Origin of the sequence: Acidovorax sp. Leaf191 (assembly GCF_001424425.1) — a bacterium.
Taxonomy (GTDB): Bacteria; Pseudomonadota; Gammaproteobacteria; order Burkholderiales; family Burkholderiaceae_C; genus Acidovorax.
This window is the reverse complement of record NZ_LMPT01000018.1, coordinates 314,679-339,095: the sequence shown is the minus strand read 5'-3', so window position 1 is coordinate 339,095 and position 24,417 is coordinate 314,679. Positions and strand designations below refer to the sequence as shown.

The following is a 24,417-nucleotide window of genomic DNA, read 5'->3' as shown; positions in this document are numbered from 1 at the left end:
TCGGTGAGAAGACGGTGTGAGCGCGCAGGAACGGCCGCTCAATGCCAGGCGGGCTCGACCTCGACGCCGCGCAGGATGGCGATGATGTGCTCCAGCGAGAACATGGCCACCAGCACGCCGGCCATGGCGGGCGGCACGTACTTGAAGGCTTCGGAGATACCGAGCGTGGGGATCTTGTAAGGAGCCACCGATTCGGCCAGCACGCCGCAGTTCCAGGCCATGACGGCGCCGAACACCAGCACCAGCGCGTGGATCAGCAACTCGAGCTTGGTGCGCAGCCAGTCGGGCGCCAGCACCAGAAAGGATTCGAGACCGATGTGGCCGGCATCGCGCACGCCGACTGCCATGCCGAGCATGGTCACGTAGAGCACGAGCAGCACGGCGCCGCTCTCGGCCCAGGTGGGGGTGTCATTGAACACGTAGCGGCCGATGACCTGGTAGAGCACGGCGCAAACCAGCAGGACGAGCCCTCCTACCCCGAGTTGAAGGCAGGTGCGCGCAATGAAAGCGCAGAGTCGCGTGTACATAGTGGACATTCAAAAACAACTGGAAGTGGGCAGGCGGCGCACTGCTCTGTGTGCCACCTGCCCTGAAGACGCTGGCTTTTTCTTACTGCACCGCGTCGATGCGCTTGACCATGTCCTGGAGCTTGGGGTCCTTCAGGAACTTGTCGTACACCGGCTTCATCGCGTTCTTGAACGCGACCTTGTCGATCTCCACGATCTGTGCGCCGCCGGCCTTCACCGTGCCCAGGGACTTTTCTTCACGCTCGTCCCAGATCTTGCGCATGAAGCCCACCGATTCCTTGGCGGCAGCGCGGATGGCCTTTTGCTCGTCGGCGCTCAGGGTGTCCCACACGCGCTTGCTGAACAACAGGATCTCGGGCGCCATCGAGTGCTCGGTCTTGTTGAAGTACTTGGCCACTTCGAAGTGGCGCGAGCTTTCGTAGCTGGGGTAGTTGTTTTCGGCAGCGTCCACCAGGCCGGTCTTGAGCGCGGTGTAGACCTCGCCGAAGGGCATGGGGGTGGCGTTGGCGCCCATGGCTTCGAGCAGGGACACCCACAGGTCGCTCTGCTGCACGCGTACCTTCAGGCCCTTGACGTCGGCCAGGGTCTTGATGGGCTTCTTGACGGTGTAGATCGAGCGGGCGCCGGAGTCGTAGAACGCCAGACCCACGAACCCTTGCGATTCGCAGTCCTTCAGGATCTCGTCGCCGATGGCGCCGTCGAGCACCTTGCGCATGTGTTCCTTGTCGCGGAACAGGAAGGGCATGGTGGGCACCATGGTGGCGGGGCAGATGTTGTTCATGGGCGCGACGTTCACGCGCGTCATGGCGATCGCACCCAGCTTGGTCTGCTCGATGGTGTCCTTCTCGATGCCGAGCGACCCCTTGGCATACACCTTGATGCTGTGCTTGCCGCCCGTGGCCTTGGACAGCGTCTCGCCCATGTGGCGCACGGCCAGCACGGTGGGGTAGTCCTCGGGGTGGATGTCCGACGAGCGGAATTCCGTGGCCTGCGCGGCCAGGCTGCCGAACAGGACGCTGGCAGCCAGTGCGACGCGGCCAAACAGATGGGGGATTTTCATGGTTGTCTCCTGGGTTGAAATGTTGTGAATTGGGGGAGAGTTCCGGGGCCTGTTGTCCTCAGGCGCTCCGATAGGGTGTTTCCGGCAACCCCGCCACGCCGGGCCGGGTGGCAAAGATGGCGCCGCCCAGCGCCACGTCGTCGCCCTGGGGCTGCCCCGGGCGGATGGAGGTGATGAACAGCACGTCCAGCCCCGGGCCGCCGAAGCTGCACATCGAGGGCTTGCTGGTGGGCACGGCGATGGACCGGTCCAGGCGGCCGTCGGGCGTGAAGCGGTGCACCACGCCGGCGTCGTTGCCGCAGATCCAGTAGCAGCCGTCGGCATCCACCGCGCCGCCGTCGGGCCGGCCGGGCAGATCGCGCATGTCGACGAACAGCGAGCGCTCGCCCAGGGACCCATCGTCGTGCAATGGCAACTGCCAGATCTGCTGCACGCTCGGGTGGCTGTCGCTCAGGTACATGGTCTTGCCGTCGGGGCTGAAGCCCAGGCCGTTTTGCGTGACCAGGCCCTGCACCTGCGGTGCCGACAGGCCGCGCTCTCCATCCATGCGGTACAGGCTGCCCGCGGCCTGCGCCAGCGACATGTCGCGCACCATGGTGCCCGCCCAGAAGCGGCCCTGGCGATCGCAGCGGCCGTCGTTGAAGCGCATGCCGGGCTGGGGGTGGTCCACGCCGGCCAGAAGCGTGGCGGCCAGCGTACCCCCCACTTGGGGCTGCAGGTGAAAGACGCCCGTGTCCATGCCGGCGATCAGCCCGCCGGCTGCGTGCAGCGCGATGCAGGCGGGGCGCTCGGCGGTGTCCCAGCTTTGCAGGTGCTGGTCCGCATAGGTCCAGCGGTGCAGCTGGCGGCCTTCGATGTCCACCCACCAGAGCGCCTGCTCGGCAGCGCTCCACACCGGGCTTTCGCCCACCTGGTCGCGGTGGTCGGGCAGCAGAAGGTCCACGGACGGCGTCATTGGGGCGCTCATTCGAAAGGGCCGGTGCGCACGAAGGGGCCGCCCTGGTAGATCACGGCGGGGTCGGTCAGGTCGGGGTGGGGGTCGGCCGCCTCGACCTTGGCGCGGAAGGGCTCGGAGCTGTCCTGCGGGCGGTAGCCGATGTGGCGCGCCAGGGTGTTGTCCCACCAGGTGGTGGTGTTGTCGCCCATGCCGTAGATGGTGCTGTGGCCCACGACCGGCGCGGTGAGGCTGGCGACCACCAGGCGCTCCAGGTCGTCGTAGCTCATCCAGGTGGCCAGCATGCGGCGGTTGCGTGGCTCGGGGAACGAGGAGCCGATGCGCAGGCACACGGTCTCGATGCCGTAGCGGTCGAAATAGAAACGCGAGAGGTCTTCGCCAAACGCCTTGGACAGGCCGTACAGGCCGTCCGGGCGGGCCGGGTCTGCCAGGCCCACGACTTCGTCCTGGCGATAGAAGCCGGTGACGTGGTTGGAGCTGGCGAACACCACGCGCTTGACGCCCTGCTTGCGCGCGGCTTCGTACAGGTTGTATGCGCCGACGATGTTGGCCTGCAGGATCAGGTCCCAGGGCTGTTCGGTGGACACGCCGCCCAGGTGGATCACGGCATCCACGCCTTCCAGCAGGCTGAGCACGGCGCCGGCATCTTCCAGCCGTGCGGGGCGCACTTCCTCGCCCTCGGCCTCTGCGCCCAGGTCCGCGATGTCCGACAGGCGCAGCGTGGTGCAATACGCCGGCAGCCGCGTGCGCAGCTCTTTGCCCAGCCCCCCGGCGGCGCCCGTCAGAAGCAAGCGTTGAAAACGGATCGGCGTCGGATGGCAAGGCATGGCGGTTACAAAGGCAGAGGTTCTTGGTACAGTGACAACACTCTTGCTATACGTCATCAGTTGTCGTACAACAAAGAAAGAGCAATGTACCGCTTCTGCCCCACGAGGCCACATAGGGATAACACCAAGAAATGAACACCGTTACCGAGCTTCGCCGCAAGCCCCGCACCCTGGCCCTGGAGCTGGTCGAATCCCTGGGCGACCGCATCCGCGACGGCCGCCTGGCCCTGGGCGACAAGCTGCCGACCGAAGCCGCGATCATGACGGAGTTCAGCGTGAGCCGCACCGTGGTGCGCGAGGCGATTTCCAAGCTCCAGGCTTCGGGCCTGGTGGAGACGCGCCACGGTATCGGCACCTTCGTTCTGGGGCTGGGCCAGGCGCCCGGCTTCAAGATCACGCCCGACCAGTTCAGCACGCTGCGCGACGTGATCGCCGTGCTGGAGCTGCGCATCGGCGTGGAGACCGAGGCGGCGGCCCTGGCCGCCCAGCGGCGCTCCGAGGGCAACCTCAAGGCCATGCGCGAAGCGCTTGATGCCGTGGCCGCCGCTGTAGAGGCAGGCCGCGACGCGGTGGCGTCGGACTTCCAGTTCCACCTGGAGATCGCACGCGCCACGCACAACAGCCACTTCGCGGAACTCATGGGCACGCTGGGCAGCATGATCATTCCACGCGCGCGCCTGGACTCGGTGGACGGCGCGAGCAACGAGCGCAGCCAGTACCTGCGGCGCGTGAACGGCGAGCACGAAAGCATCTACGACGCCATCGTGGCGCAGGACCCGGACGCCGCCCGCGCCGCCATGCGCACCCACCTGGCCAACAGCCGTGAACGCCGCCGGCGCGCACAGGCCGAGGCCAGCTGAACGCCCCCGCCACTGGCAGGCCACAGTCTCGGCGCCTAAGTAGTTACCCTGGCAAAAGTATGTGCACATTGTTGTACGATGACATACAACATATTCTTTTGCCTGGGTGCGTCGTCCTTGGGCCGCCGCACCACCACGGCGCTTGCGGCACGGCGCCGTATCACAGCGCCACGACGTCCACAGCCCGGAGGGCTTGAAGACTTGTCGACCCCCATCCATCCACCTCACTCACTCCCACCACAGCCATGCATGCAAACCTGATTGGCGGCACCTGGACCGAAGGCGCCCGCAACTACCGCAACACCAACCCGTCCGACACGCGCGACGTGATCGGCGACTACGCCGTGGCCAGCCGCGAGCAGGCGCTGGAGGCCGTGTCGGCAGCCCACGCGGCCTTCCCGGCATGGAGCCTGTCCACGCCCCAGCAGCGCTTTGACATCCTGGACGCGGTGGGCAACGAGATCATCGCCCGCAAGGCCGAGCTCGGCGACCTGCTGGCCCGCGAAGAAGGCAAGACACTGCCCGAGGCGATCGGCGAAGTGGGCCGCGCGGCCGCCATCTTCAAGTTCTTCGCCGGCGAGGCGCTGCGCCCTGGCGGCGAGCTGGTGCCTTCGGTGCGCCCCGGCGTGGGCATCGAGATCACGCGCGAACCCCTGGGCGTGATCGGCATCATCACGCCGTGGAACTTCCCCATCGCCATCCCGGCCTGGAAGATCGCCCCGGCCCTGGCCTACGGCAACTGCGTGGTGTTCAAGCCCGCCGAAGTGGTGCCCGGCTCCGCCTGGGCGCTGGCCGACATCCTGCACCGCGCGGGCCTGCCGGCCGGCGTGTTCAACCTGGTGATGGGCCGCGGCTCGGACGTGGGCCAGGTGCTGCTGGAAGACGAGCGCATCGCGGGCGTGAGCTTCACCGGATCGGTGGGCACGGGCCAGCGCGTGGCCGCCGCCTGCGTGCCGCGCGGCGCCAAGGTGCAGCTGGAGATGGGCGGCAAGAACCCCTTCGTGGTGCTGGACGACGCCGACCTGGCCGTGGCCGTGGGCGCTGCCGTGAACAGCGGCTTCTTCTCCACTGGCCAGCGCTGCACCGCCAGCAGCCGCGTGATCGTGACCGAAGGCATCCATGACCGCTTCGTGGCCGCCATGATCGACAAGATGAAGACCCTGAAGGTGGACGACGCCCGCAAGGCCGGCACCGACATCGGCCCCGTGGTGGACGACCGCCAGCTGGCGCAGGACCTGGAATACATCGGCATCGGCCAGCAGGAAGGCGCCAAGCTCGCCTTCGGCGGCGAGGCCCTGGAGAAGAACGCGGACGGCGCGCCCGGCTTCTACCTGCGCCCCGCCCTGTTCACCGAGACCACGCCCGGCATGCGCATCAACCGCGAAGAAATCTTCGGCCCCGTGGTGAGCGTGCAGCGCGTGAAGAACTACGACGAAGCGCTGGCCCTGGCCAACGACACGCAGTTCGGCCTGGCCAGCGGCATCGCCACCACCAGCCTCAAGCACGCCACGCACTTCAAGCGCCACGCCCAGGCCGGCATGGTGATGGTGAACCTGCCCACGGCCGGCGTGGACTACCACGTGCCGTTCGGCGGCCGCAAGAGCAGCAGCTACGGCCCGCGCGAGCAAGGCCGCTACGCCGCCGAGTTCTACACCACCGTGAAGACGGCCTACACCCAGGCCTGACCCGTCCGCACCGCGCCAGGCCGCCCACCCGTACGGGCTGGGCAGCCTGCCACCCGCAACCTCGCCACGGCGCCCCGCCATGGCGAGGTTTCTTTTTGGGCGGGGGCGATGACAGCCCCAATCGTTACGCATTGCAACGGTGGGCCGTGGGCCCCGAATGGGCCGCAGGCCGCCCGTATGATCCTGCCCGGACCAGATTCACACAACCAACAGGGCGAGGGGGCGCGGGATCCGTATGGCATTCACGATGGAAGGCGTGGTGGCGCTGGCGCCCGACGACGCTTCGGCCAAGGCCGCCAAGGGCCTGGTATCCCCCGCCAAATGGCCCCTGCTGGGCGCCGACGACCACGCCGTCTGGGGCGAGTGCCAGGGCAGCGGCTCCAAGCCCTACCAGACGCAGGTGGACTTGAACGGCCCCGCCTTCCGCTGCAGCTGCCCGAGCCGCAAGTTTCCGTGCAAGCACGGCCTGGCGCTGCTCATGATCCAGGCGCAGAACCCCCAACTCTTTCAGGCCACGACACCGCCCGCGTGGGTGAGCGAATGGCTCGGCTCGCGCGCCGACAAGGCGCAGCAAAAGGAAGTGCGCCAGGCCGAGAAGGCCGCCGCCCCGGTGGACGAACAGGCGCAGGCCAAACGCGAAGCCCAGCGCTGGCAGCGCATGGAAACCGCCGCGCAGGAACTGCAGCGCTGGCTGTGCGACCAGGTGAGCCGCGGGCTCGGTTCGCTGAACGCCGAGGTGCTGCAGACCTGGCAGACCATGGCCGCGCGCATGGTGGATGCGCAGGCCCCGGGCCTGGGCGTGCGCATCCGCGAAGCCGCCGCAGGCATCCGTGACGGCGAGGACTGGCCCGAGCGCACGCTGGCGCGCCTGGGCCTCATGCAGCTGGCCTGCGAAGCCCTGCAGCGCCGCGCCAGCCTGCCGCCGGCCCTGCAGGCCGAGCTGCGCGCCATGCTGGGCTGGCCGCACGACAAGGCCGGGGTGCTGGAGCACGGCGAGCGCGTGGACGACCACTGGACCGTGCTGGGCGTGGTGGCCCAGGACCGCGATGACAAGCTCACCGAACGCCGCGTATGGCTGCACGGCGCCCGCAGCCAGCGCCGGGCGCTGCTGTGGGACCACGCCTTCGGCGGCCGGGGTTTCGAGCAATCCTTCTTCGCCGGGACGGGTGTCAGCGCCACGCTGGCCTTCTTCCCCGGCACGGCGGGCCTGCGCGCGCAGGTGGTGGACCAGGCGGGCCCTCCGGCCGCCCCGCAGTGGCCCGATGCCGGCACGGCGCACGAATGGGACGGCGTGGCGCGCCGCATCGCCGCCAGCCCCTGGGTGTTCAGCCATCCGGTGGTGATGCACCACGCCGTGCCGTTGCTGCGCGACGGCCAGCCGTACCTGCATGCCGACGGGCACCTGCTGCCCCTGGCCGTGGGCGACGCCGACCTGTGGACCCTGCTGGCCGCGACCGGTGGGCACGCGGTGCACCTGGCCTGCGAATGGGACGGCAGCAACCTGGTGCCGATGACCGCGTGGGAGAGCGCTCCGCCCCAACACCAGGCCGAAGCCCCGGCGCCGTCGCCCCTGTGGCAAAGGAGTGCCGCATGAGCGCCGCATGGACCCCGCTGCTGGCCACCGCGATGGTGGGCACCGAGCGCCAGAGCAGCGCGCAGCCGCACTGGCCCGGCGCCATCGGCCAGGCCATCGACGACGCGATGGCGCAGGCGGCGGATGCACCCACGGCCCTGCTGCGCGCCTCGGGCATGCTCGCGGCCTGCAGCCTGGCGGGCCTGCAGGGCGTGCCCAGCCCCCTGCCCGCATCGGCCACCCAGGCAGAGCCCGACACGCGGCCCGCGCTGCAGGCCTGGCCTGACGGCCAGCTGCCGCACCTGATCACCTGGGCGCTGCAAGAGGGGCCGCCCCGGCTGCACCACCAGATCTGCCTGGCGCTGGCCGGGGCGGGGTACCGGCTGCCGCCGCGCCTGTTGCCCGCAGCCCTGGACCTGGGGCGCCGCTCGGTCGCGCTGCGGCCCGTGCTGGCGCCGGTGCTGGGCGAGCGGGGCCGGTGGCTGGCCAGCCAGCGCGAGGACTGGCGCTACGCCGTGGGCGTGAGCGCGTCGGCCCCCGAAGAAACACGGTGGACCGACGGCAGCCTGGAACAGCGGCGCGCCTTCCTGGCGGCCGAGCGCGCCACGCAGCCCGAGCAGGCCCGGCAGCGGCTCGCGCAGGCGCTGGCCGAGCTGGGCGCCAAGGAGCGCGCCGACCTGGTGGGCGTGCTGGCCGACCAGCTCTCGCTGCAGGACGAGCCGCTGCTCGACGGCCTGCGCACCGACCGCAGCCGCGAGGTGCGCGCCAGCGCGCTGGAGTTGCTGCTGCGCCTGCCCGACGCCGCCCATCCCCGGCGCGCCGCAGACCGCATGGCCCCGCTGGTGCGCCACGAACGCGCGCTGCTGCGCAAGCGCTGGGTCATCGATGCGCCCGAGGCCGTGGGCGCCGACTGGAAAGCCGACAACCTGGACACGCCCCGCCCCCAGCACGAGGCGCTCGGCGAACGTGCCTGGTGGCTGTACCAGCTGGTGCGCCAGGTGCCGCTGGGCTGGTGGACCATGCACACCAGCCTGTCGGCCAGCGAGCTGATCGAGTGGGCCCGGGGCACCGACTGGGCGCAGTCGCTGCTGCGCGGCTGGCGCGACGTGCTGCTGGCAGCGCCGCAGACCGACTGGGCCCAGGCCTTCATCGACACCGGCGCTGCCCACCAGCTGCGCACCGATGTGGCGGCCATTCTGGCGCTGCTGCCCCGCGCCGCACGTGAAAAGATCTGGCAGCAGCGGCTGGACAAGGAGGGCGTGACGGTGCAGCTGTACACCCTTGCGCCGCAGATGCTGGCGGCCTGCCCGCCTGCGGACACCTTGTCGGCCCCGCTGTCCGCGGCGCTGGCAGACATCCTGCTGCAGCGGGCCCGCCAGGGCACGCTGAGGGACGACTACGGGCTGCGCTCGGACCTGGCGGAGCTGGCCTGCGCGCTGCACCCCGATGTATTGCCCGCGCTGGCCCAGTGGCCGCGCCATGCCGACGAGACCCCATCCTTTGCCACCGTGGTGCATGACGTGATGCAGGTCATCGCCACACGCCGCGCCCTTCAACCCCTGTCCACGACACCCACCACCCACGCCACGCCATGAGCTCCACACCTTCTTCCGTCATGCGCCAGCACGCCGAGCACCAGTTCGCCGAAGAACTGGCGGAACTGAAAAAGCACGACCAGCGCCAGCGCCCGGACAACTGGGCCCTGTCGCCTTGGGCCGTGGTGCAGTACCTCATGGGCGCCACGCTCGCCAATGGCTTTCAGGTGAGCGCCAAGTACATCGGCAATGCGCGCCTGATGGAGGTCGCCGTGGCCACGCTGGCCACGGACCGGGGCCTGCTGCTGTACGGCGTGCCGGGCACGGCCAAGTCCTGGGTGTCCGAGCATTTGTCGGCCGCCATTAGCGGTGACTCCACCCTGCTCATCCAGGGCACGGCCGGCACCAGCGAAGAGCAGTTGCGCTACGGCTGGAACTACGCCCAACTGCTGGCCCATGGCCCGTCGGAAAAGGCCCTGGTGCCCAGCCCGCTGATGCAGGCCATGCGCGCGGGCAAGATCGCGCGCATCGAAGAGCTCACGCGCATCCCGGCCGACGTGCAGGACAGCCTCATCACCGTGCTGTCCGAAAAGACCCTGCCCATCCCGGAGCTGGGCAGCGAGGTGCAGGCCGTGCGTGGCTTCAGCATCATCGCCACCGCCAACAACCGTGACAAGGGCGTGAACGAGCTGTCGGCCGCGCTCAAGCGCCGCTTCAACACCGTGGTGCTGCCTGTGCCCGGCAACGAGAACGACGAGGTCGCCATCGTGGTCAAGCGCGTGGCCGAGATGGGCCGCGCGCTGCAGCTGCCCGCCGAGCCCCCGGCGCTGAAGGAAGTGCGGCGCATCGTGCAGATCTTCCGCGAGCTGCGCAACGGCAAGACCGAGGACGGCAAGACGCAGATCAAGTCGCCCTCGTCCACGCTGTCCACCGCCGAGGCCATCTCGGTGATCAACAACGGCATGGCGCTGGCCGGCCATTTCGGCGACGGCACGCTGAGCTCGCTGGACGTGGCCTCGGGCCTGATCGGCGCCGTGGTCAAGGACCCGGTGCAGGACCAGGTGGTCTGGAACGAATACCTGGAAACCGTGGTGAAGGAACGCGCCGACTGGAAGGACCTGTACCGCGCCTTCCGCGAAATGGCATGACGCAGGCCCCTTGTGACACCGGTTCCATTGGCGCAACCTGCGCCACTTGCGCCACTTGCGCCACTTGCGCCACTTGCGCCACTTGCGCCACTTGCGCCCCCCGTGCCGGCGGGTTGCGCGCCGGTGCCGTGCACCGTGGACCCCTGACATGAGCGAACCCCACTACTTCGGCGTGCGCCACCACGGCCCCGGCTGTGCGCGCAGCCTGGTGCGCGCGTTCGAGGCGCTGCGCCCCGACTGCGTGCTGATCGAAGGCCCGCCGGAGGGCGACGCGCTGCTGCCGCTGATGGTGCATGCCGACATGAAGCCGCCGGTGGCCCTGCTCAGCCACGCTCCCGATGAAAAAGGCCTGGCGGTGTACCACCCCTTCGCCGTGTTCTCGCCGGAGTGGCAGGCCGCCCTGTGGGCGGTGCAGGCCCAGGTGCCGGTGCGCTTCATCGACCTGCCGGTGGCGCACAGCCTGGGCATCGAGAAGGCACGTGCGGACGCCGAAAAGGCAGAACAAGCCGACCAGGCGGAACCAGCGGCCGGGAGCGATGCAGACACTCCGCGGGCCGGGCCTGCAGCGCCCGACACGCCCGGCGAGTCGGCCGACGCTCCCGCCACAGGCTCCACCGAAGAGCCCGCCGCTGCAGCCACCCCCACCCACCCCGGCGACGCCGATGCTGACCTGGACCCGCGAGCCGACGCAGAGGGCGCACGCGGCGACCCGCTGACCTGGCTGGCACAGGCCGCAGGCTATGCCGACGGCGAAGCCTGGTGGAACCACATGGTCGAGGAGCGCGGTGACGGCGAAGAGCTGTTTGCCGCCATCTCCGAAGCCATGCTGGCGCTGCGCAGCGAGTGGGGCGAGCGCCACCGCAGCCCCGAGGAAGCGCAGCGTGAAGCCCTGCGCGAGGCGCACATGCGCCAGTGCATCCGCGCGGCGCAGAAGGAAGGCTTCGAGCGCATCGCCGTGGTCTGCGGCGCCTGGCACCTGGGGGGCCTGCAGGCCAAGGCCACGGCCAAGGCGGACCAGGCGCTGCTCAAGGGCCTGCCCAAGGTCAAGGTGCAGAGCACCTGGGTGCCTTGGACCTACCGCCACCTGGCCCGCGCCAGCGGCTATGGCGCCGGCATCCACGCGCCCGGCTGGTACGAGCACCTGTGGACCAGCCACCAGAGCACGCAGCCGCGCGCCGTCGGCTGGCTGGCCCGTGTGGCGCGGCTGATGCGCGAGCGCGACCTGGACTGCTCGTCCGCCCACCTGATCGAGGCCGCACGGCTGGCCGATTCCCTGGCCGCGCTGCGCGAGCGGCCCGCCCCGGGGCTGGAAGAGTTGCACGAGGCCAGCCGCACCGTGCTCACGCTGGGCGACGAGTCGGTGCTGCACTTCATCCACGATGCGCTGGTGGTGGGCGACCGCCTGGGCGCGGTGCCGCCCGACGTGCCCATGGTGCCGCTGCAGCGCGATGTGGAGCAGGCCCAGAAGAGCCTGCGCCTGAAGCCCGAGGCCACGCACAAGACGCTGGACCTGGACCTGCGCAACGCCAACGACCTGGCGCGCAGCCACCTGCTGCACCGCCTGAACCTGCTGGACGTGCCCTGGGGCACGCTGGCCCGTGTGGGGCGCTCGTCGCGCGGCACCTTCCACGAGGTGTGGAACCTGCAGTGGCAGCCCGAGTTCGTGCTGCGCCTCATCGAGGCCAGCCAGTGGGGGCAGACGCTGGCGCAGGCCGCCACGGCGCGCGTGACCGACGAGTCCGCACGCGCCGAGAGCCTGGGCGAGCTGTCGTCCCTGGTGGACCGCGTGCTGCTGGCCGACCTGGACACGGCCGTGGCCGCCGCCACGCGCGCGCTGGAAAACCGCGCGGCGCTCACCGGCGATGCGCTGCAGCTGCTGGCCGCGCTGCCGCCGCTGTCCAACGTGTTCCGCTACGGCAATGTGCGGCAGACCGACGCCACCCTGGTCAGCCATGTGCTGGACAGCCTCATCGTGCGTGCGGCCATCAGCCTGCCGCTGGCCTGCAGCGCCATCGACGACGACGCCGCCGACCAGCTGCGCGAAAAGTTCCTGGGCGCCCACGCTGCCATCGCACTGCGGCAGTCGCCTGAGCAGACCGAGCAGTGGCAGCGTGCGCTGGCCCAGGTGGCTCAGCAGCACCAGAGCGCGCACGAGCTGCTGCAGGGCGTGGCGGTGCGGCTGCTGCTCGACGATGGCGTCTGGTCGGCAGACCAGGTCGGACCCGCGCTGTCGCTGCACCTGTCGGCGGGCGCGGAGCCCGGCAAGGCGGCGGCGTGGCTGGACGGCTTCCTCAACCGCAACGCCGTGGTGCTGCTGCACGATGCCAATGTGTGGCAGCTGGTGGACCAGTGGCTCTCCAGCCTGAATGAAGAACACTTCGTGCGGGTGCTGCCGCTGGTGCGCCGCACGTTCTCGGCGTTCGGCCCGAGCGAGCGGCGCGACCTGGGGCAGCGAGCGAGCCAGGGCGCGCGCACCGCCGCCGCACCGCTGGCCGCCCCCGCATGGGACGAAACCCGCGCGGCCCTGCCGCTTCCGCTGCTGCGCGAACTGATGGGACTGACGGCATGACGACAACCCCGAACCCCGCGCCGGCCGCCCACGCAACGCCATCGGCACCGGAACTTGAGGCGGACACCCAGCCCACCCCGCTCTCCCATGAAGAGCGCCTGCGCCGCTGGCGCCTGGTGCTGGGCAGCGAGGCGGCGCAAAGCTGCGGCCCCCTGACGGGCCCTGCGGTGGAGATCGACCAGGCCCTGGCCGCACTGTACGAGGCCGACGGCCCGGGCGGCCTGCAGTCGCGCGAGCGGCGTGGGGGCCGGGGCGCCTCGTCGCCCAGCGTGGCGCGCTGGCTGGGCGACATCCGCAAGTACTTTCCGAGTTCGGTGGTGCAGGTGATGCAGCGCGATGCCATGGAGCGCCTGAACATGCGCGACATGCTGCTGCAGCCCGAGATGCTGGAGACCGTGCAGCCCGACGTGCACCTGGTGGCCAACCTGCTGGCGTTGTCGCACGTGATTCCTGCGGGCACCAAGGACACCGCGCGCATGGTGGTGCGCCGCGTGGTGGACGACCTGATGAAGCGGCTGGAAGACCCCATGCGCTCGGCCGTGAGCGGCGCGCTGGACCGCAGCCAGCGCAACCGCCGCCCGCGCCACTCGGAGATCGACTGGCAGCGCACCATCCGCGCCAACCTCAGGCACTGGCAGCCCGACTACCGCACCGTGGTGCCCGAGACGCTGATCGGCTACGGCCGCAAGGCCCGGCGCCCGCAGCGCGAGGTGGTGCTGTGCATCGACCAGAGCGGCTCCATGGCCAACTCGGTGGTGTACTCCAGCATATTCGGCGCGGTGCTGGCCAGCCTGCCCGCCGTATCCACCAAGCTCGTGGTGTTCGACACCGCGGTGGTGGACCTGACCGAAAAGCTCGACGACCCGGTGGACGTGCTGTTCGGCGTGCAATTGGGCGGCGGCACCGACATCAACGGCGCTGTGGCGTACTGCCAGTCCCTCATCAAGGAGCCGCGCAACAGCATCTTCGTGCTGATCTCCGATTTGTACGAAGGCGGCGTCGAGGCCAACCTGCTGCGCCGCGCCGCGGAGCTGGTGGACAGCGGCGTGCAGTTCATCACCCTGCTGGCGCTCAGCGATGAAGGCGCGCCCGCCTACGACCACGCGCTGGCGGCCAAGCTGGCCGCCCTGGGCGTGCCCTCGTTCGCGTGCACGCCCGACGCCTTCCCGCAGTTGATGGCGGCGGCCATCCGGCGCGACGACATCAACGCGTGGGCGGCGACCCAGGGCATGGTGACCAGCGCCAAGGCGCGGTAATGCTGATGATGATGAGGAGGTGGTGGCGGGCGCCAAAAAGAATTTGACGCCCCAAAGCTTCCCATCGAGCATGTCGCTCCACATTCAAGGAGGTCCAGCATGTCGTATGTACAGGGAACACCGCACACCAGTCTTGCCGCGCTTCGGAGCGCCCCGCCAGAGCACACCATTCCCCCAAAGTCCAAGGCGAGCATCGAGGAAAATTTCGAGGCGATCTTTGCCACACCGACGGAGTTGTTCACCTGCGCCGACATGGGCGGCATGGAGTCGCAATTGCTGGAGCTGGTCACCCGCAACGAGTCCGACTTCGTTTTCGGCAAATCGAACAGCGCTGCGACCGGCAATGGCGACGTGACGCTCCAGGACGTGCAGGCGTACATCCGCGAAAAGAAGAACGAGCTGCGCGCCGAAGCGCTGCCCGTGCTCGTATCGAACGCCCTGGGGGGCGAGCTGCCCGCCAGCGAGGACTTCCAGGCCGCAGTGGTGGACACGCTGCGCAACGAATACGGCAAATCCGGCGATTTCGACAGTTCGTCGTTGAAGTGGCTGCTGGAGCTCAAGGGCGGCATCTTCACGCACGATGACGGGCCGGCACTCGAGAGGCTGTGGGAATCCGGCGGCAAGTACGCTGCGAAGTTCGAAGTGCCTGAGGGGCATCTGGGCCTGCTGTCGGAAGACTTCGGGGACGAGCACATCGACGTCATCCTGGAGCCCCACCAGAACAAGCACCAGTCGCCCGAGATCACCGGCCTGGACCCGTATTCGGGCGGCCGGGGTACCGAATTCCCCGCCAGTTGCGGTCTGGCCTGGCACACCGCAAACACAGCCGCAGTGGTGCGCGATCAGGTCCGGCAGGCCGTGGCGGATGGTTCGGTCACGAAGGACGGCGCGGTGTTCTGCCCCAAGAAGGATGCCATCGGCGGAATCATCTACGACACCAGCATCAGCTTCGACCAAGACACGGGCTCGTATGTGGCGAGCTACCACTGCAACCCGGTGTTGGAGAGCTACGACCCCGCCCGGTTTACGGGGCTCTGAGGCCGAACAGCGGGATTTTTATAGGCCCCAGAGCCCTCTACCGCTCATCCAGCAAGCGGTAGCAGCTATCATTTTGGGAGCATCAGACCTGCCAGGCGTGCTGGCACGTTCCAGCACGCGGCGCGGTATCATCGCGCCCCATGACCGCCACCCGACGAACCTTCTCTGCGCTGCGCCTGTGGGTGCTCGCATGGTTCGTGGCGTCGATGGGCATGGCCGTGGCGACCCCGTTCGTCAACCCGCAGACCATCGAAGTGATCTGCTCGGGCGCCGGCACCATCAAGCTTTTGGTGCAGACCGACGACGGCACGGTGGAGATGGCCGCCACCCCCATGGACTGCCCCCTGTGCGCCACGCCGGCTGCACCACCGCCGGCTGCGGTGACCCTTCCGCTCCCCCACCACCCGCTGGCCCATGCGCTGCAGCCGGTGGAGGCCGCCCGCATTGCGGCGGCCACGGCAGCGCCGCTGCCGGCCCGCGGCCCGCCCGCACGCTCGTGAGCTGACACGCCTTCGCAGCGCCGCGTTCCTGGTGGGACGGCGCTGCATCCCTGTCCGTACCAACGCGCCAGCGCATCCTGTGGGGTGGGCTGCGCGGTTCATTCCGAGCGTTTCCATGTCCCGTACTTCCCCCCGCCGCACTGCGGCCACCCGCGCCTGCGCGCCCCGTTTCGCTGACAGCGCCTGCCTGCAGCCCGTGGGCCGTTGCTTCGCCCTGTCGCCCTCGCCCATCTGCAGCGGCGTCCTGGCCCTGCTGGCACTGGGCCCGCTGGCAGCAGCCCAGGCGCAAGACGCCACCCCGACACCCACGCTGCAGAGCGTGACCGTGGCCGAGCCCGCTGCATCGGCTGGCGGCAAGCTGCAGCTCGACACCCCCACCGAGACCGGCAGCCGCCTGGGCCTCACGGCGCGCGAGACCCCGGCCGCCGTCACCGTGGTGGACCGCGCCACCATCGACGCGCGCGGCGCGCAGGACACGCAAGAGATCCTGCGGGGCATCCCGGGCGTCACCGCCCACAACGCACCCGGCTCCATGGCCGCCAACTACCGGGGCTTCACGGCCAACTCGGTGGCGCAGCTGTACAACGGCATCAACCCGCAGTACGGCAGCGCCACGCGCGCGGTGGACAGCTGGATCTACGACCGGGTGGAGGCCATCGGCGGGGCGTCGAGCTTTCTGTTCGGCGCGGGCGGCGTGGGCGGCTCGATCAACTACATCACCAAGACGGCCGAGCGCAGCGACTTCGCCGAAGGCCAGGTGCGCCTGGGCTCCTACGGGCACAAGGAGGTGTCGGTGGGCCTGAACCGGCGCATCGCCGCAAGCACCGATGGCACCGGCCCGGCCCACTTCGCACGCATCGACCTGAACCACCGCGACGCCGGCAGCTGGACCCACGGCACCCAAACCCAGGCCACGCAACTGGCTGCGTCGCTGCTGTCGGACCTGGGTGGCGGCTTCACCCACACGCTGGCCTACGAGTACCAGAAGGACCACGTGGACCGCCCCTACTGGGGCACGCCGGTGCTCAACCCCGCCGTGGGCGCGCTGCGCATCGACCGGGCCACGCGCTTTGCGAACTACAACAGCGCCGACGGCATGTACGGGCACCGCGTGCAGTGGCTGCGCTCGGTGTCACAGTGGCGCGTGTCGGACGCGCTGCAGTTCACGAATACGCTGTACGCGTACGACGCGCTGCGCGACTACCGTAACGTGGAGATCTACACCTTCAACGCGGCCAACACGGCCGTCGTGCGCACCTCGCCCTACCTGCAGCGCCACGACCAGCAACTGGTGGGCAACCGGCTGGAGGGCACCTACCAGGGCCAGCTCGCGGGCCGCCGAAGCGACTGGGCCTTTGGCCTCGACGTGAGCGTGAACAAGCAGACGCGCTTTCCGCTGGGCCCTTCGGTCACGGTGAGCACGGTCAACCCCTACCAGTTCTCGACCGAGAACTTCTTCGACATCCCCGGCATGTCGCCGGTACTGAGCGCCGACAAGGACAACAAGGCCACCACCACCGCGCTGTACCTGGAGAACCGCACGGCCGTGGTGCCGGGCGTGAACCTCGTCACCGCGCTGCGGCACGAGCGCATCGGGCTCGACCTGGTCAACCGCCGCGCCGTCACGGCCGCCGCGCCCGCCACGTTCAGCCGCAGCTACAGCCCCACCACCGGCCGCCTGGGCGTGGTGTGGGACATCGCCCCGGGGGCCAACCTGTACGCCCAGGCCTCCAACGCGGCCGACCCGCCCTCGGGCTCGCTGGCATCGGCCTCGTTCGCCGACGTGCGCAACAACAGCGAGCTGACCACCGGCCGCCAGGTCGAGGTGGGCAGCAAGTGGGACTTCTGGGACGGCAAGGGCAGCGCCACGGTGGCGGCCTTCGAGATCCGCCGCAAGAACATCGCCACGCAAGACACGGCCAACCCCAACCTCACGGTGCTGGTGGGCGAGCAATCGTCCAAAGGCATCGAGCTGGCGGCCAGCGTGCGCCCCAGCGCGCAGTGGCAGCTGCAGGGCAACCTGTCGCTCACCCGCGCACGCTACGAGCACTTCGTGCAGGGCGGCGTCTCGCGCGCGGGCAACGTGCCGGCCCTGGTGCCGCAGGCCGTGGCCAACCTGTGGGCGTCGTATGCCGTCACGCCCGCCATCACGGCCAGCGCCGGGGTGCGCCATGTGGGCAAGGTGTATGGCAACGCCGCCAACACCAAGTTCTGGCCGTCTTACACGCTGCTGGACCTGGGCCTGGCGTGGAAGGTCAGCCCCACCACCACCCTCACCGGCCGCATCCGCAACGCCACCGACCGCATCTACGCCGCCGAAACGCGCGACCAGGTGTACCTGGGCGCGCCCCGCACGCTGGACGTGACGCTGCACACCGCCTTCTGACGCAGGGAGCCCACGCACATGCTGCATGCCAAGCGTTGGCTGTACCTGGTTCACCGGTGGCTGGGCGTGCTGCTGTGCGCCTTCTTCGCCATGTGGTTCGTCTCGGGCGTGGTGATGATGTACGTGGGCTACCCCAAGCTCACGCAGGCCGAGCGGCTGGCGCACCTGCCGCCGCTGCGCCCTGCCACGCAGGGGCCCGACCGCGTGCTGGAGCCTGCCGAGGCGCTGCAGCGCGCCGGCATCACCGGCCCGTTGCAGGACCTGCGCCTGGCCGTGGCCAGCGCAGGCCGCGCCGTGTACCTGGTGGTGCCGGCGACGGCGCAGGCATCGCCAACAGCCCCCGCGTCAAAGGCCGCATCCCCGCGCAGGCCGCCGGCCCCGGCTGTCATCGACGCCATCACCGGCGCCGTGCTGCAGCAGGTGGATGCACAGCACGCCGTCGCTTCCGCGAGCGCCTTTGCACAGGGCGCTGCAGGCTCCATCCAGCACCTGGGCACGGTGGACGAAGATGCGTTCACCCACTCCCGCGCCCTGGACGTGCACCGCCCGCTGCACCGCCTGCACCTGGGCGACGCGGCCGGCACCGTCGTCTACGTATCGGGCGCCACCGGCGAGGTGGTGCGCGACGCCACGCTGCAGGAGCGCGTGTGGAACTACGCGGGCGCCTGGATCCACTGGCTGTACCCGTTGCGGGGCAACGTGTTCAACCCCTACTGGACGGACATCGTCAACTGGCTGTCCATCGCAGGCATCGTGCTGACAGTGACGGGCACCGTGGTGGGCGTGATGCGCTGGCGCTTTGCGGGCCGCTACAAGACCGGTGCACGCACGCCGTACCGCGGCTTCATGATGCGCTGGCACCATGTGTTCGGCCTGGTGTTTGCGCTGGTCACCTTCACCTGGATCTTCAGCGGCCTCATGTCCATGAACCCCTGGAAGATCTTCGACAGCGGCGCCGCCCCGCTGCGCACCGAAGCGATGCACGGCGGCCCGCTGGTGCTGCCCGCGCCCGCCGCCAGCGTGCCCGCGCTCTTGGCCGCCGCATCGCCCAACACCCGCGAGCTGCGCTGGACGCAGACCGCCGGCCACGCCCTGGTACAGGCACACAGCCCCTCCGGCGCGCCCCTGGTACTGCACGCGGGCACAGGCGCCCCCCACGCCTGGCAGCCCGGCGCACTGGCCCACGCCGCCGCCCAACTGCTGCCCTACCCGGTAGTGCGCACCGACACCCTGCAGGCCTACGACCTGCACTACTACGACCGCGCCGCCCACACCATGACCGGCGGCGGCGACAAGCCACTGCCCGTGCTTCGCGTGGTGTTCGACGACCCACAGGCCACCTGGGTCCACATCGACCCGCACACCGGCGCGGTGCTGGGCCGCACCGATACCCACCGCCGCACCAGTCGCTGGCTGTTTGCCATGCTGCACAGCTGGGACTGGCTGCCCCTGCTGGAGCGCAGGCCCGTGTGGGATGTGGTGCTGATCGTGCTGAGCCTGGGCGGTGTGGTGATGAGCGTGACGGGGGTGGTGATCGGGTGGCGGAGGCTGGGGTTGAAGCTGCGGGTAAAGACATGACAGCGCACAAGCGCTGAACGCTGAACGATGGCTGGGCCTTTTTTTGCGAGAGACTTCGCGGAGGATTTCTGACGTACTCTCCTGGTCCGGTCTGCAATCCACGCCATCGCTGAACCACAGCCCCGCCTTTTTTGGAGACATCGAGTGACAAGCCCTTGGTACATCGCGCTGGCTGCTGCAGCTGCATTTCACACCGCAGCGCACTCGGCGGATCGCCCACTGCCCGGTCCCATCCACCTCACCCAGGTGGTCGTCACCCACCCCGACCTGGCGGTGGCCCTGCAAGACCTGAAGACCAGCTTGTTCCGGGCTCGCACGCCCCTGGAATTCGACAACGGCACGTCTGCCAACAACTGCGCAGAATATTCAAACCTGGTGCTCACCAGTGCGCCGCAAGAGTCCGTGAACAACGCGAGCATCCAGTCCGAATATCTCGTGTGCGACGCGGTCAGCTATATCGCGAGTGACCCGTTCACCGTGGAGCTAACCCCGCCGCGCGCGCGCACGGCCGGCCGTGCCCAGGCGCTGTTCGAGCGCCTGGATCTGCGCTCCTTTCCGTCATCGCTGCACAACCGCACGGATGAGCGAGCCCACACGCTGAAGACCTTGCTGGCCTCTGGCAAGGTGACGTCGACCGGCAGCACGCTGGAGGTCGACACCGGCGATCAGTTCTTCGCGCTTCAAGTGGTCGCAGTGGTGCGACGGCCCGCCACGAAGGGGGCGGCAAAACCTCGCCCTGTCGAATGGATCGTCTGGGTGACGGATGAAAGGAAAGACGGCAACTACCGGTCGTACAGCACCTTGATCGTGCACCCGCCGATCCCGTCGTCCGCGGGGCTCTACACCGCCGCCGTCTATCCGCGGCCCTAGGCCCTCAGGCCGGCCGGGCGCGCACCGCCTGCGTCAGCGTCAGCTCCTGCTGCGCAGCGTGCGGCTCAGCAAAATCACCGGCACCAGCCCCACAGCCACCAGCGCCAGCGACGGCAGCGCCGCCTCGCCCAGGCGCTCGTCGCGCGCCAACTGGTAGGCCACCACGGCCAGCGTGTCGCTGTTGAAGGGCCGCAGCACCATGGTGGCGGGCAGCTCCTTCATCACGTCCACGAACACCAGCAGCGCCGCCGCGGCGGTGGAGCGCTTGAGCAGCGGCCAGTGCACCCGCGCCAACAGCCGCGCGCTGCCCGCGCCCAGCATGCGGGCCGAGGCATCGAGGTTGGGCGGGATGCGCGCATAGCCGCTTTGCATCGACTGCAGTGCCACCGCGCAAAAGCGCACCAGGTACGCCCACACGATGCCGAACGCCGTGGCCGTGACCAGCGCGCCCACGCCCCACTGCGGCACGGCGGCCTGCAGCCAGCCCACGGGCAGCAGCAGGCCCACCACGATCACCGCGCCCGGCACGGCGTAGCCCACGCTGGCCAGTTGCACCACGCCGCGGGTGATGCGGTCGGGCTGGCGGCGCAGCGCAAACGCCAGGCCCAGCGCCACGACCACGGCCAGGCCGGCGGTGATGCCGCCCAGGCGCACGCTGTTCCAGGCCCAGCCCACGAAGCGCTCCCACGGCAGCACCGACCAGTCGGCTGCCAGCGGGCGCAGCATGAAGAACACCGGCGCCACGAAGCCCATGGCGACCGGGACCAGGCAGATGGCCCAGGCGGCCGCGCAGCGCGCACCGCGCAGCCGCACAGGCTGCGCCTCGGCCGAGCCCGCGCGGCCACCGCCGGCCGCAAAGCGCATGCGCTTTTGCGCGCGGTGCTCCATGTGCAGCAGCAGCAGCACCAGCACCAGGAGGATGGTGGCCAGCTGCGCGGCGGCCAGCCGGTTGTCCATGGACAGCCAGGCCTTGTAGATGCCGGTGGTGAAGGTCTGGATGCCGAAGTAGCTGGTGACCCCGAAGTCGGCCAGCGTCTCCATGAGCACCAGCGCCACCCCGGCCGCCACGGCGGGGCGCGCCAGCGGCAGGGCCACGGTACGGATGCGGCGGGACAGCGGCGCGCCCAGCAGCCGCGCGGCTTCCATGAGGTGCGCTGCGCGCTCGCCCAGCGCGGTGCGGGCCAGCAGGTAGACGTACGGGTACAACGAGAAGATAAACACCCAGACCGCGCCACCCAGGCTGCGCACTTCGGGCAGCAGGCGGCCTTCCAGGCCGAAGGTGTTGCGCAGCCCCACCTGCAGCGGCCCGCTGAACTGCAAGAAGTCGGTGTACGCATACGCGGTGACATACGCCGGCATGGCCAGCGGCAGCAGCAGCAGCCATTCGAACGTGCGCCGGCCCGGAAAGTCGAACAGCGTCACCATCGCCGCCGTGCCCGTGCCGACGATGGCCGCCCCCACCGCCACCAGCAGGCTGAGCCACAGCGTGGTCCACACATAGCCGGGCAGCACGGTGGACGCCATCTCGCGCAGGATGCTGCCCGCCTGCGCGTCGCCCTGGCCGAACGGCAGCCACGACGCCAGCACCGCCAGCACGGGCAGCGACAGGAAACCGGCAAACAGGATCAGCGGGATGGAGCGAAGGGCGAAGGAGATGCGGCGCAAGGCAGGGGGCTCGGCGAAGGAGTCAGGGAATCAGGGACCAGGGACGCACGCCCGGCGTGGCGGGGCCAGGCATGGTTCGGGAATGCAAATGCGAATTTTAAGCATTCGTGCGTACGCCTAGAATTGGGGCATGTTTCTTGAGGTCTCCCAACTCGACGTGCGCTATGCCGGCCGCGCGCAGGCCGCCGTGCAAGGCGTCAATCTCAGCCTCAATGCAGGCGATATCGGCGTGCTGATCGGCCCGTCGGGCTGCGGCAAGACCACGCTGCTGCGCGCGGTGGCCGGGCTGGAGCCCGTGGCCGGCGGCCAGATCCGCCTGACCCAGCAGGTGGTGAGCAGCGCCACCGTGAGCGTGCCGCCCGAAGAGCGGCGCATCGGCATGGTGTTCCAGGACTACGCGCTGTTCCCGCATCTGTCCGTGGGCCGCAACGTGGCGTTCGGCATCCACCGGTTGTCCAAGGCCGAGCAGGCTGCGCGCGTGGCCGAGGTGCTGGAGCTGGTGGGCCTGGCAGGCAGCGAGAACCGCTTTCCGCACGAACTGTCGGGCGGCCAGCAGCAGCGCGTGGCGCTGGCCCGGGCCCTGGCACCGCGCCCCCAGCTCATGCTGCTGGACGAGCCGTTTTCCAACCTCGACGTGGACCTGCGCGAGCGGCTCGCGCACGAGGTGCGCGGCATCCTGAAGGCCGCGGGCGCCACGGCGCTGTTCGTGACGCACGACCAGCTTGAAGCCTTTGCCATCGGCGATGTGATCGGCGTGATGCACGAAGGCCATCTGCACCAGTGGGACGACGCGTACACCCTGTACCACCGCCCGGCCACCCGCTTCGTGGCCGACTTCATCGGGCACGGCGTGTTCGCGCCCGCCACGCTGGTGCAGCGCGGTGACAACGTGATCGCGCAGACGCCGCTGGGCGAGCTGACCGACCTGGAGGAATGCCCGCTGCCCGGCAGCTACGCGGGCGGCGAGTGCGACGTGCTGCTGCGCGCCGACGACGTGGTGCACGACGACGCCGCCCCGGTGCAGGCGCAGATCCTGCGCAAGTCGTTCCGCGGGTCGGAGTTCTTGTACACGCTGCGCCTGGCCAGCGGCCACACCGTGCTGGCCCATGTGCCCAGCCACCACAACCATGCGCTGGGCGAGTGGATCGGCATTCGCGCGCAGGTGGACCATGTGGTGACCTTCCCGCGTGCATGATGGCCCGTATGTGAGCCAGAACGGGCTCTACCGCTTGTCCATCAAGCGCAAGCAGCTATCATTTTTGATGAAACAGCGCTGCGATTTTTCAGTCCAGAAAGCGTGCAGCGGTCTCGGGCGAAGGCACCATGCACACCTCTGACCGCCCCCAGATCCGGTAGCGGTTGCGCGCCACCCAGCGGTAGAGCGCATCGCGCAGCGGTGCGGGCACCAGCCACCCCACCCACGCCAGCCGCCACGGCCAGCCCAGCGCGTGCAACACGCGCAGGATGGCGGCGGTGTGCTGCCAGCTCCGGGCGCCATCGATGACGAGCAGGGTCTGCAACGAGTCCACCCGCAGGCCGGCGTCGGCCAGCAGCTGCCGGCCCGTGGCCCCCTGCATGGACGCGAACCGAATGCGCCCGGCGCGGTCGTGCCGCAAGATGAATTGCACCCAGCCATTGCACAGCAGGCACTGCGCGTCGAATACCACGATCATGCGGACGCCTCCTGCCCAGCCGGCACGGCCGGCGCGATCGGCACGACCAGGTGGCCCCGGTAGTGCACCACCCGCCCCACCCAGGGCACGGTGGCCTGCACATGAAAGTGCAGCGTGTCGCCCTGCCCCGTCTCCTCGGCCACGATCTGCGGGCGCAGCCATGCGGGGCACGGAACGCCCAGAAAGTGAAGGCTCTCCAGGCGCATGACCAGGCGGCCCTGTGCCTCGACCAAGGTGAAGCCCAGGCGCGCCGCACCCAGGTGCTCGACCACCTGGCCGCCCGATGCGCGCAGCGTCGAGCGCATGGTGCGCGCGGGAAAGTGGCGGGTCCACACCTCGGCGAGCGGCGTGGCCTGAAGCTCGAAGACGATGCTGCCGCGCACCGATGCCTGCGGCGCCCCCAGCGCCCAGGCCAGCACACGGCCCACGACGCCCGCGGGGGCCTCTACCGCGACCTGCCCTTCCAGCCGGTGCTGGCCCGACAGGCTGTGAAAACGCGCCAGCGCCGGTGCCAGGCGCGCGAAGGCCGGGCCCATGGCGCGCTGGTACATAGGCAAGGGGTGGGAGGGTGCGGACGTGTCGGGCATGGGCAAAGTGAGGGTATCAGTCCAGCGAAGACCACCGTCGCCAACGGACGGACGGCCACGCTGCCGATGCCGACCAGTCTACCGACCCTGCCAGTGCCCCACGCTCAAAAGCCGGCATGCATACC

General features: G+C 69.7%; 20 protein-coding genes. 13 read left to right on the top strand and 7 right to left on the bottom strand.

What is annotated here, in order from left to right:
- Positions 1 to 38: 38 nt before the first annotated feature.
- The 4 genes from ASG27_RS13175 to ASG27_RS13160 all read right to left on the bottom strand — a co-directional run bounded on the left by ASG27_RS13175 (position 39) and on the right by ASG27_RS13160 (position 3,369).
- A complete protein-coding gene (locus ASG27_RS13175) occupies positions 39 to 527 on the bottom strand; it encodes a TRAP transporter small permease (protein WP_056417796.1) in 489 nt (162 codons plus the stop codon).
- Positions 528 to 609: 82 nt separating this feature from the next.
- Positions 610 to 1,587 (bottom strand): TRAP transporter substrate-binding protein, encoded by a 978-nt coding sequence (locus ASG27_RS13170; RefSeq protein ID WP_056417793.1) that lies wholly within the window; start codon positions 1,585 to 1,587, stop codon positions 610 to 612.
- A 58-nt stretch (positions 1,588 to 1,645) separates the two neighbouring features.
- Positions 1,646 to 2,554, bottom strand: coding sequence for an SMP-30/gluconolactonase/LRE family protein (locus ASG27_RS13165; protein WP_235504041.1), 909 nt, complete (start codon positions 2,552 to 2,554; stop codon positions 1,646 to 1,648).
- Positions 2,551 to 3,369 carry an NAD-dependent epimerase/dehydratase family protein gene (locus ASG27_RS13160; protein WP_056417787.1) on the bottom strand — a complete coding sequence of 273 codons (819 nt, stop codon included), beginning with the start codon at positions 3,367 to 3,369 and terminating at the stop codon, positions 2,551 to 2,553. The genes ASG27_RS13165 and ASG27_RS13160 overlap by 4 nt, the downstream gene beginning before the upstream one ends.
- 131 nt (positions 3,370 to 3,500) lie before the next feature.
- On the opposite strand from ASG27_RS13160, the gene ASG27_RS13155 reads away from it, so the two are divergent.
- The 12 genes from ASG27_RS13155 to ASG27_RS13100 all read left to right on the top strand — a co-directional run bounded on the left by ASG27_RS13155 (position 3,501) and on the right by ASG27_RS13100 (position 20,367).
- Positions 3,501 to 4,229: a FadR/GntR family transcriptional regulator gene (locus ASG27_RS13155; RefSeq protein WP_056417785.1), complete on the top strand. Its 729-nt coding sequence runs from the start codon at positions 3,501 to 3,503 to the stop codon at positions 4,227 to 4,229.
- Between the two features lie 245 nt (positions 4,230 to 4,474).
- Entirely contained in the window at positions 4,475 to 5,914 is a 1,440-nt protein-coding gene (locus tag ASG27_RS13150) for an aldehyde dehydrogenase family protein (protein WP_056417782.1), read from the top strand.
- Positions 5,915 to 6,149: 235 nt separating this feature from the next.
- Complete coding sequence (locus ASG27_RS13145; RefSeq protein WP_082485981.1) at positions 6,150 to 7,508, top strand: SWIM zinc finger family protein; 1,359 nt, start codon at positions 6,150 to 6,152, stop codon at positions 7,506 to 7,508.
- On the top strand, positions 7,505 to 9,082 hold the full coding sequence (locus tag ASG27_RS13140; RefSeq protein ID WP_056167564.1) for a DUF5691 domain-containing protein: 1,578 nt from the start codon (positions 7,505 to 7,507) through the stop codon (positions 9,080 to 9,082). Before ASG27_RS13145 ends, ASG27_RS13140 begins: the two co-directional genes overlap by 4 nt.
- The gene (locus ASG27_RS13135; protein ID WP_056417779.1) at positions 9,079 to 10,170 is read left to right on the top strand and encodes an ATP-binding protein; all 1,092 of its coding nucleotides are present in this window, start codon (positions 9,079 to 9,081) and stop codon (positions 10,168 to 10,170) included. Before ASG27_RS13140 ends, ASG27_RS13135 begins: the two co-directional genes overlap by 4 nt.
- Positions 10,171 to 10,318: 148 nt before the next feature.
- Positions 10,319 to 12,739, top strand: a complete 2,421-nt coding sequence (locus ASG27_RS13130; protein ID WP_056417774.1) for a DUF5682 family protein — start codon at positions 10,319 to 10,321, stop codon at positions 12,737 to 12,739.
- Positions 12,736 to 13,995 (top strand): vWA domain-containing protein, encoded by a 1,260-nt coding sequence (locus ASG27_RS13125; RefSeq protein ID WP_056417762.1) that lies wholly within the window; start codon positions 12,736 to 12,738, stop codon positions 13,993 to 13,995. Before ASG27_RS13130 ends, ASG27_RS13125 begins: the two co-directional genes overlap by 4 nt.
- 99 nt (positions 13,996 to 14,094) lie before the next feature.
- Complete coding sequence (locus ASG27_RS13120; protein WP_156370733.1) at positions 14,095 to 15,033, top strand: hypothetical protein; 939 nt, start codon at positions 14,095 to 14,097, stop codon at positions 15,031 to 15,033.
- Positions 15,034 to 15,173: 140 nt separating this feature from the next.
- Complete coding sequence (locus ASG27_RS13115) at positions 15,174 to 15,533, top strand: DUF2946 family protein (RefSeq protein ID WP_056417756.1); 360 nt, start codon at positions 15,174 to 15,176, stop codon at positions 15,531 to 15,533.
- A gap of 115 nt (positions 15,534 to 15,648) precedes the next feature.
- A complete protein-coding gene (locus ASG27_RS13110) occupies positions 15,649 to 17,919 on the top strand; it encodes a TonB-dependent receptor (RefSeq protein WP_082485980.1) in 2,271 nt (756 codons plus the stop codon).
- An 18-nt stretch (positions 17,920 to 17,937) separates the two neighbouring features.
- Entirely contained in the window at positions 17,938 to 19,497 is a 1,560-nt protein-coding gene (locus tag ASG27_RS13105; protein WP_056417753.1) for a PepSY-associated TM helix domain-containing protein, read from the top strand.
- A gap of 144 nt (positions 19,498 to 19,641) precedes the next feature.
- The gene (locus ASG27_RS13100; protein WP_056417751.1) at positions 19,642 to 20,367 is read left to right on the top strand and encodes a hypothetical protein; all 726 of its coding nucleotides are present in this window, start codon (positions 19,642 to 19,644) and stop codon (positions 20,365 to 20,367) included.
- Positions 20,368 to 20,406: 39 nt separating this feature from the next.
- On the opposite strand, the gene ASG27_RS13095 is transcribed toward ASG27_RS13100, so the two are convergent.
- Positions 20,407 to 22,032 carry an ABC transporter permease gene (locus tag ASG27_RS13095; RefSeq protein WP_056417749.1) on the bottom strand — a complete coding sequence of 542 codons (1,626 nt, stop codon included), beginning with the start codon at positions 22,030 to 22,032 and terminating at the stop codon, positions 20,407 to 20,409.
- Positions 22,033 to 22,162: 130 nt separating this feature from the next.
- On the opposite strand from ASG27_RS13095, the gene ASG27_RS13090 reads away from it, so the two are divergent.
- A complete protein-coding gene (locus ASG27_RS13090) occupies positions 22,163 to 23,227 on the top strand; it encodes an ABC transporter ATP-binding protein (RefSeq protein WP_056417745.1) in 1,065 nt (354 codons plus the stop codon).
- Between the two features lie 88 nt (positions 23,228 to 23,315).
- Here the strand turns inward: ASG27_RS13090 and ASG27_RS13085 are convergent, their stop codons facing one another.
- Entirely contained in the window at positions 23,316 to 23,705 is a 390-nt protein-coding gene (locus ASG27_RS13085) for a thiol-disulfide oxidoreductase DCC family protein (RefSeq protein ID WP_056417742.1), read from the bottom strand.
- Positions 23,702 to 24,292 carry a DUF4166 domain-containing protein gene (locus tag ASG27_RS13080; RefSeq protein WP_235504040.1) on the bottom strand — a complete coding sequence of 197 codons (591 nt, stop codon included), beginning with the start codon at positions 24,290 to 24,292 and terminating at the stop codon, positions 23,702 to 23,704. Before ASG27_RS13080 ends, ASG27_RS13085 begins: the two co-directional genes overlap by 4 nt.
- Between the last annotated feature and the right edge of the window lie 125 nt (positions 24,293 to 24,417).